At 44.1% G+C, this 15,094-nt stretch carries 10 protein-coding genes; 1 reads left to right on the top strand and 9 read right to left on the bottom strand.

The window, feature by feature from the left end; all coding sequences use genetic code 11:
* Window positions 1-13 precede the first annotated feature (13 nt).
* The 9 genes from KQP79_RS06360 to KQP79_RS06320 are packed head-to-tail and all read right to left on the bottom strand — an operon-like array spanning window position 14 to window position 13,350.
* Window positions 14-1,288 (bottom strand): FAD-dependent oxidoreductase, encoded by a 1,275-nt coding sequence (locus tag KQP79_RS06360; RefSeq protein WP_004313401.1) that lies wholly within the window; start codon window positions 1,286-1,288, stop codon window positions 14-16.
* A complete protein-coding gene (locus KQP79_RS06355; protein ID WP_138343369.1) occupies window positions 1,288-2,664 on the bottom strand; it encodes a ComEC/Rec2 family competence protein in 1,377 nt (458 codons plus the stop codon). Before KQP79_RS06355 ends, KQP79_RS06360 begins: the two co-directional genes overlap by 1 nt.
* Window positions 2,652-2,981, bottom strand: a complete 330-nt coding sequence (locus KQP79_RS06350; RefSeq protein WP_138343371.1) for a hypothetical protein — start codon at window positions 2,979-2,981, stop codon at window positions 2,652-2,654. The genes KQP79_RS06355 and KQP79_RS06350 overlap by 13 nt, the downstream gene beginning before the upstream one ends.
* Before the next feature lie 17 nt (window positions 2,982-2,998).
* A complete protein-coding gene (locus KQP79_RS06345; RefSeq protein WP_004304775.1) occupies window positions 2,999-3,952 on the bottom strand; it encodes a DUF6772 family protein in 954 nt (317 codons plus the stop codon).
* Window positions 3,953-3,973: 21 nt separating this feature from the next.
* Window positions 3,974-5,713, bottom strand: coding sequence for a RagB/SusD family nutrient uptake outer membrane protein (locus KQP79_RS06340; protein WP_138343373.1), 1,740 nt, complete (start codon window positions 5,711-5,713; stop codon window positions 3,974-3,976).
* 24 nt (window positions 5,714-5,737) lie between these two features.
* Window positions 5,738-8,824 (bottom strand): SusC/RagA family TonB-linked outer membrane protein, encoded by a 3,087-nt coding sequence (locus KQP79_RS06335; protein ID WP_138343375.1) that lies wholly within the window; start codon window positions 8,822-8,824, stop codon window positions 5,738-5,740.
* Between the two features lie 5 nt (window positions 8,825-8,829).
* On the bottom strand, window positions 8,830-10,194 hold the full coding sequence (locus tag KQP79_RS06330; protein WP_234120762.1) for a BACON domain-containing protein: 1,365 nt from the start codon (window positions 10,192-10,194) through the stop codon (window positions 8,830-8,832).
* Between the two features lie 31 nt (window positions 10,195-10,225).
* A complete protein-coding gene (locus KQP79_RS06325; RefSeq protein WP_004308315.1) occupies window positions 10,226-12,016 on the bottom strand; it encodes a sodium:solute symporter family protein in 1,791 nt (596 codons plus the stop codon).
* A 14-nt stretch (window positions 12,017-12,030) separates the two neighbouring features.
* Complete coding sequence (locus KQP79_RS06320; protein WP_009039729.1) at window positions 12,031-13,350, bottom strand: FAD-dependent oxidoreductase; 1,320 nt, start codon at window positions 13,348-13,350, stop codon at window positions 12,031-12,033.
* A gap of 330 nt (window positions 13,351-13,680) precedes the next feature.
* On the opposite strand from KQP79_RS06320, the gene KQP79_RS06315 reads away from it, so the two are divergent.
* A complete protein-coding gene (locus KQP79_RS06315) occupies window positions 13,681-14,703 on the top strand; it encodes a LacI family DNA-binding transcriptional regulator (protein ID WP_004313409.1) in 1,023 nt (340 codons plus the stop codon).
* Window positions 14,704-15,094 lie beyond the last annotated feature (391 nt).

Raw genomic sequence — 15,094 nt, 5'->3', positions numbered from 1 at the left:
ATTATGTTCTACGTTAATCGAACAGCTCTACGCCTAACGACTCAAGCCGTTTCTGCAACTCTCCCACATCGAGAGCCCGCGGAGTACAATGCTGCGACGCACTCATGGCAGCGGCAATACCAACTGCCTCTCCCATCGCCATACAAATACTCATGACACGATAGGAAGCGTGAGCTCTGTGAGTACCCGATATGCACCGTCCCGCCACCAGAAGCCCTTCCAAGCCCAACGGGAGAAAACAACGATACGGCAAATCGTATGGTTTGCAATATTGGATGGTCGGTTCCGCCTGTCCGGCTCCGTCAGGATTATGTATATCGACAATGAACAATGCTTTATGTACCACCACATCGGCAAAACGGCAGCCTTCCGCCATTTCATCGGCATCAATCACATAGTCGCCCATCACCCTGCGGCTTTCGCGCACTCCGGTTGTTGTACCGCTTCCGATCACTCTACAGTTTTCGTAACCCGGCAAATTTTCTTTCAAGAATTGGGTCAGGAGGCGTATCTGTTGCCTAAGTTCAAGATCGGCGGTGAAAATAGAGCTTACCGAAGTAATATCCACCCTATTGACTTGTGTCGTATTTACCTGACGGCAACCCGGTCTGACCGACGGATGCAAACGCACGGCAGCAAGCATCCGGGGAAGTTTGCCCTCATCGGCTTTCTTTTTACACCAATCAAGAAAACACTCACCATTCAGTTGAACATTGTCTACATCTCCAATGCAGATAATTCCTTTCGATTCATCTACGCCGTCAATGGTGTATTCAAGGGTTACAGGCTGCATAAGTCCGTCAGCACGTCCTTTTTCTATTTTTGCACCGGCAAGAAAAGATACTATGGCATCACCGGTACAGTCAATCGTAACCGCGGCTTCAAAACAGAGCGTCCCCTCGTTACTTGCACACTTAATGCCTTTTACCACCTTTCCGTCACGAATAACATCCGACACGCAACATTGCAAAAAGACATCGATGTTCTTTTCCCTGGCGACAAATTCTGCCAATGTAAGTTTTGCCTCTTCGAAATCGTGAGCATTTCCATGTTCGCCAATCCAGTCATTGTCTTTGACGCCAAGAATAGCACAAACCTCATCGCGCATCGTGTTCTTGCTTACACTACCGAGAATAGGGCCGACATACCCGGCGGTCAGGTTACCTCCGATGACTCCGTATCTTTCGATAAGGGCAACACGTGCTCCTTGCCGGGCAGCGGCTACAGCCGCACATATCCCGGCAGGACCTGCACCTGCTACTATTACATCATAATATTTTGTATTCATTATCTGCTTGTATATGGACCAGAAATAGTCTTAACAGTCATTGCCCCGTCAGAATCTGTGATTGTCACAACTCTATATTTGTTTCCCCCGTCGGTCACACGAACTACAATATGTCCATCATATCCCTTTACTCTCGCAGCCTCTTCCGCCGTAACCCGGTCGTCTACTCCGCTGGGGCGATCGCCTTGCCAGAAGTTAGTGATAAACATGTCACACGCAGGGAGTGTTGTCTCCATCGAATTCAGTATATCGGTACGGGGATGACAATCTACCCACGAATTGACAACAATCGTTTGTGGATTGAGTGCTTTCAGAGCATCCACCTGATTGGTGTTGGTTACACCGTGATGGTTAGCTTTCAATAGTTCCACCTGACCTACTGCTTTTGCACAGGGCAGTTCGGCATCTTTCCACGCATGACTCGAACGTCCGTTATACTGAAGGTCACCACCGGCAAAGAAATCAAAGTTGCCATACGAAACTTTCATCACACAACTGGTTATATTCTCCGGCGGACAATTGTCACTGGAGGTAATGTTCTTACTGTTTTCGTATGTAATCTCCGAGAGTTCAGGGAATGTCTTCTTTGTGGTAGTGCCCGAACCTGTCCAGATCTCTCCATTCACTGCCACGTTTTGCACCTTTGCAGTAGGGTACTTTGCAGGATTATACTTCTGAACGATCTGATTATTCGCCCCTGCTTTGAATATCGCAGCATCGAACTTTTGATTGGCGACATGCCATTTCACTGCATTGATATAGTTATTACAACTTGGAGCATTGTCTGCCATTGTCGCCATGTCGAACGGATAGTTATAATCGGGATAGCCACGATCGAGAAGCGTACCAATCTTGAAATTGTCGAAAATCTCGGCAAAACCTATCAACGAATAAGTGTCGGAGTTGGAAGATTTCGGCAAGGAAGAAGTATAACCGCCGAAGTGGTCATTATGGAAGTGGGTAAGTACGGCATAATCAATCGTACTGTTACCTGTCCATACCATACACTTACGAATGTAATCAGTTATAATCTGTGAACCACGGGTAGAAGTCAGAGTCGGATCCCAACGACTACGGATACCGGTATTGGTCGTATTACTATTAGAGTTGGTCGTAACACTCGAACTTGCGGCATCGATAAGCATTTGCGTACCATCCGGGAATATTACAAACATGCTTTCACCGGTAGTTGTATTGATGAAATGAATATCCATCACACCCTCCTGCCAGGCAGGAATCGTTTTACCTACCTCTATTTCAGTGGCAGCATCTTCCCCACCTCCATCCGGGCGAATCAAAAATGAGTGAGACTCATTGGAGCTGCATCCTACAATCGCAAGGATGAACAGACTAAATATAAATATTAACCTTTGCATGCTATATGAAGATTTAAAAACATCTCTCCGCCTTCAATGCTGACGGCAAGACGAATATAATTACCAAAATTTGAATTTACCTTTATAATATGTTGGCCAAGTCCTTTGAAGATTATAGGTTCACTACCGTCGTCAGCCCAATGTATACCGTCTTGCGATAGTTGTACACGACCTTCGAATACGGGATCTCCTTCTATTTTCTCAACCATAACAAAGAATATAGCCTCATCTGCCCAACCAGCCTCGTAAGGATGAGTGAAGAAAGTACCTTTAAAGAACTTCTTTACCTCAAGATGGGAATCATTAAACATTTTCATATATTACATTCCTCCTTTTATTCTTGTGAAACAACAACAGAATCTATATAAAAGAATACACGACGATTGGTATCAGTACCCACCCAGAAAAGAGGATTGATAAGATTGTCGATGCGTCCATATCCGTCAACGGTATCGGCTGCAATGCCACGCATATCCCAAATTTTGTCCTGGCATTGGAACTCTACATATTCACGAAGCTCTGTGTCAAGTTTCAGACGCATGTATTGCCAATTGAGTTTACAGTCGGTTTCATTATAAATGAGTTTCTGATGACCATCTTTCAAATCCTTGAACCCATCGTGGTCGCCATTAGGATAACGGCGGCCGAACCACCAGGGATCGACTCCCCTCTTACACCAGTCTCCGTCAAGTCCATAAGCCCAATCGCGGTCGGTTATGTCTTCATTGGAATGTTCATACTGCCACTTCTGCATTAATTTGCCATCTACTGCATTGAGATAGCGAATTCCTACATGGTAACGTTTTCCACCCTCCTGTACATCGAATCCCATACCAAAATCGCGGATGGAACTCTCATGCAAACCCGGTTGCGGACGGTCACCGCCATCCACCACATCCTGCTCCGCCGTGTATGTAAACCAACATTCTATCTGCAAATATTTGCAGCCCGGACGAGAGAACGAAAGCCGCTTAATGGCATGTCCCAGACAACCTTCCGCCGGAATCTCCGTATAAGGAGCGGCAACAGGTCTTGTCGAAAGTTTAAGAGAGTAAGTGCCGGACATAGCTCCGTGAGTGCCCGGATACCTGAAAGTAGCGGAACTAAGCATGACCGGTGGCCACTGGTCTTTATTGACCAATGTCTTGGGAACATCAAAATCGGGATATTCCGTAAAGTTAGGCATCAATGTCATCCAACCGTTAAAGCCGGTATTGAATACATCATAGCTCAACACCCTTTTCAATGGTTGATAGCGACTGCGCAATAAAATTTCTCCAATGCTCATAATATCATTTATTTAATAAAGTTAGTACCCTGGATTTTGAACAAGTTTGCCATTCATTATCAATACATCATCACTTGGCAATGGCCACAAATAAATCTTCTCATCATACTTACGTTCACCATGCTGGACGATATAGGTTCCGTCGGCCATCGCTTCAAAAGAAGGAAATCCGTCTTTGTCAAATGTCGGAGCCTCCGGCCAAAACCAGTTGCCTGCCGCAAAGTATTCCTTTGCCCTGTTGGCTGTACGGGTAAATCCGTACATATTGTGTCCGAAAGCATTCTCAAACTGATGCCAACGAAGCAAGTCGAAATAGCGCAGATTTTCCCATGCAAACTCCACACGACGCTCACGACGGAGCACTTTGCGCAATGCTGTCTGATCGGTTGTCGTGATGGACGGATAGTCGTTGGTTTGTGTACGGGTGGTGCCATAAGCACGGGCACGGACATCGTTGATGCAAGCAAGGACAGTAGCGTCAATCTCCCCCAGTTCAATCTTAGCTTCGGCATACATCAACAAGACATCGGCATAACGCATGAGAATGACGGGGTTGTCGTTATACAAAGTAGTACGCCATGACTCTTGCGCGCCTTTGCGCAGGCAACAACCATTGTAAGCACAGTTGGAAGCATCTGAACCGCCTTTGGAATCTTTATTTGTAATCATACGATTTTGCGTATAGTCCATTATTTCGAGTGCGTTCGGCGCAGGATTCCACTCAATACCATAGATACGGCTGCCGGGAGCAGCAAATGTTTCCAGGCAACGGGGATCACGGTTGGCAAATGGATCGTGAGGATCAAAGCCACTGCCCGGTTCATCAATCGTCTTACCATTCGTCATTTCGTAGACAGCAAGAAGTTCCCACGAAGGTTGTGCATTATGTGTACCGCCTGCCGAACGGGCAATAAAGGAACCGATAGCCTGTGTAGTAGGTTTACCGTTTTCATCCAACTCAAGATCGCTTGAGTGAGCAACAGAGAAGATAACTTCTTTGCTTCCTCTTGTCTTGTCGCGGAAAAGTTCTCCATAATCAGGGGCCAAGTCATATACTTCCAGATCCATACAGTCTTGCGCAGCGTTTGCGGCAGTCCTGTAGTCGTGTTGATAGAGAGCGGTACGAGCCTTGTAAGCATAAGCCGTTCCTTTGTCCACACGGGTGGCGCCGCTATTATTATTTGCGACCGGCAAATTTTCTGCGGCATAGTCATAATCGTCATAAATTTGTTTCAGAACGACAGCTTTGTCGGTACGCCCCATCTCAAATGCTTCCTCCGGAGTAATCGAAGTCACGTAGAAAGGAACATCTCCCCAAAGAGTAATCAAACGTGAATAAGCAAATGCTCTGAAAAAACGGGCTTCGGCACGAAGCGTATTCAGTTCAGTGGTGGAATATTTGCCTTCAAGTTTGTCGAGTGCCTCCAAAATTCGGTTGGCACGACTAATGTTCTTATACGTGTAACTCCAAACAGTCTTGATGTTAGGATTACTTGTAGAAGACGCATTCAGTGAACCTGCCGCAATGGTATAAATGTTGGTTCGTTGCGCCCAGTCATCCGTATTACGGTCCAGCGTCCAACCTTCTTCTATAACAAAGAAGGTACTGCGATAAAAATCGTTCAACGAGATTCGAACTTCCTCCGGTGACGAGAACCAGTTTTCACTGGATGCGGCTGAAGGAGGATTCAGATCGAGGTTCACACAAGAAGTTACAGATAGAAGAGCTATCATGCAAATCAATACATGTATTTTTTTCATATTATGTAATTTTTTCATACTCCATTAGAATTTGATATCCACTCCAAATGTATAAGTGCGTGTGATATAGGTAGAAGCGCCTGCTTCAGGGTCCCATCCCGAAAGATAACTATCAAAGCAGTATGGATCATCGATATTGACGTACACCCGAAGTCCCTTGATTCCGACTTTAGAGACGATTTTTTTAGGAACTGTATAGCCAACGTTGATATTCTTTATACGCATATAGGCACTACTCTTGAGCCAGTAATCCGACATTTTGTAGTTGTTGTATTCACCGCCCTGATGGCTCAAACGGGGATAGCTGACTGCCGCGTTCTGCTCTGCAGTGTTATATACACTCCAATAATTACGGCTGCCATTGTCGTTCAGAAGGACTGACGGAGCCGGAAGCCATTGTCCCTGCATGGGGCGAATCATACTTTCGGTGAGGCGTGAAAGTTGTTTCCCGACACCATTGAAGAGTAGGGAGAAAGAGAGACCTTTCCAGCCCAAACTAATAGAACCTCCATATAGATAGTGTGGCAATGAGCTGCCAAGTACTACACGGTCGTATGTCTCATTGATAATTCCGTCAGGAGTGCCGTCCGGACCGCTGACATCTACATATTTCACATCACCCGGTTTGGTAGAAGCCGAAAGCAGAGCGCTTTCACTGACTTCCTCTGCGGTCTGGAACAAACCTGCAGTCTTATATCCGTACCAGGAGTTATATTCTGCACCTTCAGTAATAATGGTACCATCGCTGTTAAACTGCTGCTTGCCATTAAGATTATCTATTATAGACTTGTAATCAGAGATATTAAAACTTACCGCATAACTTACATCTCCGATACGGTCAGACCAGCCGAGTTTCACTTCCCAACCACGGGTATGCATTTTACCTACATTCCTGTCAGGTGCCGAATAACCTGTAAACGACGGGATTGCCACCGACAAGAGCATATCTGTTGTCTTCTTATAATAATAGTCTGCGCTAAAGTCAAGACGATTGTTAAAGAAAGCGGCATCCACACCTATATCCCAGCTCTGTGTTTTCTCCCAATGGATATTCTCATACGCATAATCCTGTTGAGCGGCAGACATCGATGATTGGGGCGTAGAACCTGCACTGTCATACATAATGGCATTATTGAACGATATGTATGTCTGGTAAGGATAATTTCCAATCCGCTCGTTACCGAGCGTACCGATAGAGGCACGGAACTTCAGATAGTTTATCGGGGTTATGTTTTGCATGAACTTCTCGTTAGAGATGACCCAACCCACCGATGCGGACGGGAAGAATCCCCAACGGTGATCCTTGTGAAAACGTGAAGATCCGTCTTCACGAGCATTGAGCTGGAGGTAGTAACGGCTGTCGTAATTATACATGACACGGCCAAAAAATGAACGGTATGCATTCTGATAAGAATTGCCGGCTACGGCAAGAGCATTCTTGTTCGCCAAATCAAGATAAGGGAAAGAAGACAAAGATATATCGTTGGTCGATCCCGACATCGTTTCATACGTATAACTATAATCTTCATAACCGACCATGGCATTGAAGTTATGTACCTTGCTAAAGGTCTTGTCGTATGTAGCGATGAATTGTTTCTCCAATGATTTGATGTTACGGCGTTCTTCACTTAACGAATTGGAAGTATATCCTGAAACATATCCCAGCATAACATCGGTTTCGTATGCATCGTAAACAGGTATGGCTTTCTTCATCTCCTTGATCGAAACAGTTCCGACGGTAGGAGTCAGATTGGCAGTAAGGGTCAAATCTTTTATGGGCTTATAGCTCAACGAGAATTTACCGGTCATTGTGTTGGATACAGTCTTCTTCTCTCCGCCTTCCAATAAGGCGGCAAGCGTATTGCTAAGACTGCCGTCTTTACCAGGACCTACACGGCCGTCCGGATAAAGTCCCAAATAAATGGAAGGATACATATAAGCTGCACGAATCGGACTACCGGAAGTCGGGTCATTTTTCGTGGCATAACGTACCGAGAAATCGATAGAACCGGAGAGCTTATCACTAATCTTCAGATTATTACGCGAACGGATAGAGATTCTTTCGTGGTTTGAACCTTTATAGATAGCGTCGGCATTTTCGTAGGTAGCGGAAGTGTGGCTCTTGATTACCTTGTTGCCATACGTCATGGTCAAGTTGTGCTTATGGCGCATAGCGGTATTCGAAAGAATAGCGTCTTTCCAATCATAGATAGGATATTGAATGGGATCATATCTGTTGTTGGTAGCATAGTTGTCGATGTAGTCCTGTGAATAGTTGGCAAACTCGCCTCCCGCAGGATTACCGGCATCGTTCCACGACCATTCATTGTACATTGTCATGTAGTGATAAGGGTCTGTCAGGAATTTCGGAAATTCGGTAGGAGAAGACAACGAAATCTCTCCGTTATAACCGATCGAAAGCTGTCCCTCGGTTGCCTCCTTGGTCGTTATCAAGATAACACCGGCAGCAGCACGGGCACCATAGATGGATGCAGAAGCTGCATCTTTAAGTACAGTAATCTGCTGTACGTCTTCGCTTGCTATATTGTCGAGGCTACTGACCATCATACCATCGACAAGGATAAGCGGACTCGAATCAGACATTGTTGTCACACCACGCACCTGAACCGTAGCACTCGCTCCCGGCATACTGCTCGAACGGGTAACCGTCAGTCCCGGAATCAGTCCTTGCAAAGATTGTGAAAGTTGAGACGTACTCTGTTTCTCGATAAGCGAACTGTTGATTACACCAACCGCACCTGTAAGATCTTTCTTTTTTACAGATCCATAGCCGATAACAACCGTCTCTTCAAGTTGTACAGCATCCTCTTTAAGTTTTATATTTACTACACTTTTACCATCCCATACCACAGTCTCGGTCACATAACCAAGATAACGGAATTCTATTGTATGGCCTGATTCAGCGCCATTGAGCGCATACTTTCCCGACATATCGGAGGTAGTACCTTTTGCATTGTCTTTATCGTGGATCACCACTCCGACAAGAGGACCATTGGCATCGCTAACGACACCCTTCATTACATTCTGTGCAAAAGCCAGATTGATTTGCAGGAAACATGCCAATAACAGGCTTAATATACTTTTTTTCATACTATTTATTCTACGATTTCAAGCAATACATGTTCGTTATATTCTCTGATTGCCTCACCTGTTTCAGGGTTACTCGGATGTTGCGCTGAAAAACGTGTCTGGCCGCTTGCGTGTGTACAGTCTATATACTTTCCAGCGAATTTGGCGCCATTAAGACATAGACGGCCTGCCTGTCCAAATCTTAACACAATCTCATCCATATCCTTAGTCGTGGTAAATATTCCTTCGGCAGGGATATATGCGCCATTATTTTTGTTATCGAGCAACATTCCCGCAAAATTGTAAGTAATAGTTGCCGAATAATTGATAGGCGCACCCGACAAAGTCTCTGTCGCACTTTCCTGAAGAGTCGAAGTCGGAAGAGCCGGTTTCCATTCTTCTCCATCCTTGAACTCAATCATCCAGTAGTTGGAACACATCGTTCCTAATTTGGTCACAAAATAGAAGTGAATCTTTGTGCCGGCAGGAATAACCGTACCTTTCATATCCCCATAGACATACCAATAATCACCGGGAACGGCTCCTGACACATACGGGTCACCATTACCACCCACTGCACGCTCACATACGGCATTCTGCACTACATAACCTGTCCGGTCACATGCCCAATACTCAATCTTACCACTTCCGGCACTCGGAGCAAGATACTTGCCATTGGTTCCCGGGAATACCGATTGTGCCTCATCATCAGCAAATGTTCCACTTGTGTTGGCAGTTAAACTATTCAAGTCCCAATCAGCCAAAATGCCCGAGAAAACATCTTGTACAAGAGTATAGGTATAGTCTGTATCATCCTGGACGGTTACCGTTACTTTAATTGTCCTTTTGGCAAATGTCTTGTTCTCCGGGAAAGTAAGTTTAATATCACATTCGCCTACCCCATTTGCAGGAGAAACGGTCACATCCGCATCTGCACATACAGCCTTCCACTCCTTATCGCCAAAGACTTTGAATGAGGATTCTGTTGTAGTTGCGTCAATCGATTCGGTGATAGGACTGATACCTTTCGGAACAATCATTTTTTGGGTAATAACCAGCTTTAGAGGAGTTACATCATCGCCAATGAAACGAATGGTACCGACACGTGAACTAGTCGATGAATTTTCAGAGACTTTGATTGTAAACTTAGTAATCTCACCTTGTGTCTCATGCGAATCAACAACTGCCCAATGGCTATCGCTTCCATCGGTCTGGCAATCGTTATTGACTCTGTAATAGACATTAGATGAAAGGTCAACAGTGAAAAGTCCACCTTCTGCTTCTACATCAAGTGTCTTTGTCGCGAGTGTCATATACGGATCATCCGAGTTATGACAAGATGCAAAAAGCACAAGCGACACACTTGCAAACAATAACATCTTTAGATTCATTTGATTAGTATTTAGGGTTATTAATAATTGACTAGCTAGACATTTTCAGACGTCTTGCATATATAATTCTGTATATCACATAAGCAAGTATCATGGCAATCATCAGTATGATACTTCCTATCACAATTCCTTTGACCGCAAGGGTCTTCGGATCTCCAGCAATAAGCAGACCTGTCAGTAAGAGCGCAACGACACCAATGGTAATACAGAAGCAGTTAACAGCCAAATGCGAATAGATTAATACCGCTTTCTTCTCCTTTAATGTCGGTTCGCGATCGGCTTCAGGATCAGTATATTCACAAATGGCTTGATAACCATTGTCTTCATACTTTTTACGTGCCGACCAAACTTCCATAATTGCAAGGATAAGTACAGGAAGTACACAACCGGCAACTGACTCTATAAGGCTTGGACTAATAACGGAGGCGGGAATTATGACGCGAGCCATAATACCAACGAGCCAGGTAAGAATCATTGCAGAAATAAGTTGGTTGCCTGTCAGCCGCTTCGAGAACAGTCCCCATATTGACGGAATGTATAAAGGACACATCACCATAGTAAGAAGAGTTACTACCACCTTTTCGGCACCTCCGGCAAAAGGAATGAGCATTGACAAAGCGATAATCACAAGTCCAAAGACAAATGTGAAGAGACGTCCTACCTTGATACGCTTTTTCTCATTTGCCTGACGGTTTTTCTCTTTGTGTCCCCAAATATCATAAGTATATACATTGGCATATACATTCAAAATACCCGAAACATTACTCAATGTGGCCGATAGCATCGCTGCCAACATCATGCCGACCATTCCTTTCATGAGCACGAGTTTGCTCATATTCACATAAGCGTGTTCGCCGTTGAAAGTCATTGTGGTTGCATCCAAATCAAGCGCAAGTCCGGGTTCCATCACACGATAAATCATGGTAGGAAGATACCAGATGAGAGGAGTGACGATATAAAGAATTCCGATTAAATAAGTACTCTTTTTTGCGTCTCTTGTAGTAGGCACGCTTATGTATCGCTGTACAAACGGCCAGTCACCGCCAATCATAGACACATTGAGAAATATCCACAGTAAAAGCCACCCCCATGTATAGGTCGGAGATGTGCCCGAGAAGAATCCCGGTATCTCACTGGCCTTATCAATAAATGCACTTACGCCTCCTACCGCGTTAAATGAAAGAGGTATCATAAATACAACCACGGCCAGAAGTACTCCGAACTGAATTACATCAGTCATTAGTACCGCAAGAAATCCTCCGGCAATGGTGTATCCAAGAGCGATGGCACCAAGGATAAGAAGCGCCCACCAAATACTTAGGTAACCCATCGGTGAATCACCCATCATACCCGTACTTGCAAAAATACTGCCACCATCAACTTTGATTAATGCACACATCACAACCGCTACCGCATACAGAGACACTGCCGTATGCACCGCACGGGCTATAATTCCTGAAATTGTGTAAAAACTCACCGTGCGGTGTCCGAACCGGATGGTAAGGAATTCTCCCGGCGATTTAATACGTAGCTCCCGCCATTTGCCCGAGATCCATTTACCGACAATAAACGATGCTATGCCAAGACAAAGTGCAACAACTACCGCAACAAGTCCCGATTTATAAGCAACGCCTCCCCAAACGACAAAGGTACTTGCCGAGAAGATAGTCATGTAGGAAGAGACTCCCGACAGCCACCACGAAGAATTTCGCCCGGCAATAAACATATCTTCGGAGTTTTTGATTTTCCGGGACATCACAACACTCACGGCAATCAGTCCGAGAAAGTAGAGTAAAATAATAATATAATCTAACTGTTCCATATTCTGGTTCTTCTTTATATAATTGCTCCAAGTTTCTTCAATTCCTCTATGAGATTGTGAATATCAGCCTTTTGTACGGTCACACCTGCCTTTATACATTGTGCGGCTGCTACTCCTGCGGCTTGTCCTACCCCCATACAACTTGCCTGAACGCGAAGTGACGCAAAGGAAGTCTTATCGGCACTAATACAGCGTCCCGCTACGAGCAGATTCGGAAAATCTTCAGCTATAAGAGCGCGATAAGGTACATACGCCGCTTTTTTAAGGAAAGTTACGCTCTGTTCCGCACCTGCAGCGACATGGATATCTATAGGATGTGCGCCGCGTGATATGCTATCAGGATACTTATAAGCATTCACATATTCTTCTGCTGTAATGGTATGTACACCTTTGATACGACGTGTCTCACGAATACCGGCATGTACGGCGACGGTCGTCACATAACTGTTTTTAAACTCTTCAAAGTTCTCTTTAAAGATTCGTGCTATTTTAAATACATCTTCCCGTAAGCGACATTCCGCTGCGGTAAAATTTCTATTATCGATGGCATTTCCTGCAGTACGGGTCATATTAACCGTTACTTCGCCCGGACGAAGAGTGGTGCAAAACCAAGGACCTCCAAACTCGGGGATGCCAAGCTTCTCTTTCATTGCTAGAAGTTTCTCACGAACTGCAATGCAATGACAATTCTGCCCTTGTTTATTATGGTGCATGGCATCAATTATCATGGGCGAATCTGTATCCACACCTCCTAATATAAAATAGGTGGAAAGAGGTTGCAGCGGTTTACATTCATCAGTTTGCATCGGAACACCCGCCATAGCGGCAAGGTCACCATCCCCAGTGCAGTCGATATACATATCGGCACTTATGGCCTCTGTCCCATTCTTATTCTCAAAGAAGATACAGGATATTTTGCCGTCTTTTGCCTGACAACCGCTTAAGTAAGAGTGCATATACATATCCACACCGGCTTCCAGTATCATTTGCTGGCATAAAAGCTTGTAAAGCTCCGGATCAAAAGCTACATTGCCAAGAGGTTTCTCAATGATACAGCCTCCCATCTTCTCCAGCCGTTCGATAAACTCCCATGGAATACCGCCTATCACCTTTTCATTATTATAGGTGAAAACACTCAAAGGAGTAACAAGCCCCATTGTTGCCATTCCACCTAAAAAACCATATTGTTCCACAACAGCAGTTTTCGCACCACTGCGAGCAGCCGCAATGGCCGCAATGAAACCAGCTGGTCCGCCACCGCAGACAACTACATCATAGTTGCCCACAATTGGAACCCGTTTCGAAATTTCTATACTTCGTACTTTCTTGTCCATGACCGTTTTTTATCCTTTAATTATTACCAATTCAAATAGATGGTAAACTTTGATGTGCTTTCGACCGCACTTATAAGAAAAGAGGTGTGTTTTCATAGTTCTTTTTCTTTAGTTCGACATCATGTTGATGTAGCAAAGATAAAGAACAAGAGCTTGAAAAAAAGTTTTTTCCTAACTCTTTTGCCTGCAAACGATTGCGGGAACGTTCCCAAAATCTGCAAACGTTACAAAAGCATTACACAAAGGCAAATGGGATTCGTATTTTACTCCAATATTAGGATTTATTGTTTGAAATCAATATCTTTGCTTTGATTTAAACAATCATTCAGCATGAAGTATATAACCATAAAAGACATCGCTCGACATTTATCAATATCCGTCTCCACTGTATCTCGTGCATTGGGGGATGACAAGAATATCCGTAAAGAAACGAAAGAAAAGGTGATAGAAGCAGCTAAAAGATTGGGATATAGACCAAACCCTGTAGCAATCAACCTTAAATACGGACATACCAATACCGTGGGGGTGATCGTTCCTGAAATGGTTACGCCGTTTGCTTCACGAGTAATAAACGGAATACAAGAAGTGCTTCACACCAAAAATATAAAGGTGATTATTGCAGAGTCGGGAGGAGATCCGGAAAAAGAAAAAGAGAACCTGCAACTGATGGAAGGATTCATGGTGGATGGCATCATCATCTGCCTTTGCAGTTATAAAAGGAATAAGGAGGAATATGCTCGTTTGCAGCAAGCGGGAATGCCTATGGTGTTCTATGATCGTATTCCCTATGGACTTGAAGTTCCGCAGGTAATAGTGGACGATTATATGAAGTCATTCTTTCTCGTAGAAAGTCTGATCCGAAGCGGACGCAAACAGATTGTTCATATACAGGGACCGGACGATATTTACAACTCCATAGAACGTGTCAGAGGATACAAAGACGCTTTGGCTAAATTCGGGATTCCTTTTGATAAGAATAATATGCTGATAAAAACCGGTATGACTTTTGAGGAAGGGAAAAAAGCAGCGGATATATTAGTGGAAAGAAATATTCCTTTCAATGCTATTTTCGCTTTTACGGAAACATTGGCTATTGGAGCCATGAACAGATTGAGAGAACTTGGAAAAAAAATACCCGAAGAAATCGCCGTAGCCAGTTTTTCAGGAACTGAACTTTCCAACATAGTCTATCCCAAATTGACTACAGTAGAACCGCCTTTGTACCAGATGGGGAAAAAAGCTGCCGAACTTATTTTAGAGAAAATCAAAGATCCGGCATCTCCCAATCATTCAATCGTGTTGGATGCGGAAATCAAAATGCGTGCATCGACGCCACGTTTGGAGGTATATTAATGACTTATCTACCAGATATTATATCTTAATACTTTCCTGAAAAACATACCGAAGTTACAAAAGTTTGCTGAATAGTAATCTTTTACGATACCAACAAAAAAGAAGAATTCAGATTTATATAGTTTTGAATCATTCAATGCTCTTTCTCTATAATACGTCCAATTCTTCCAGCTCCTTCACTTTTCTTCTGTATGGCCGATAAACAAGCAGTTTGTAGGTGAATAGCCGCCCCTTCACCTGCTCTTCATCGTGAATCAAATCAAATTGCAGCCGTAAGCGTCTCCGCGATTCTATATAGTTTGCTAAAATAAACAGATAGCTAAAAAGTAAATTTGAGAAAAGCGTAGCGATTCAACTGAAAGAGTGGTCGTTACGCTTTTGCTTTTGATGT

Origin of the sequence: Bacteroides sp. DH3716P (assembly GCF_025914115.1) — a bacterium.
Lineage (GTDB): Bacteria > Bacteroidota > Bacteroidia > Bacteroidales > Bacteroidaceae > Bacteroides > Bacteroides ovatus.
This window is presented reverse-complemented; position numbering and strand designations above follow the sequence as displayed.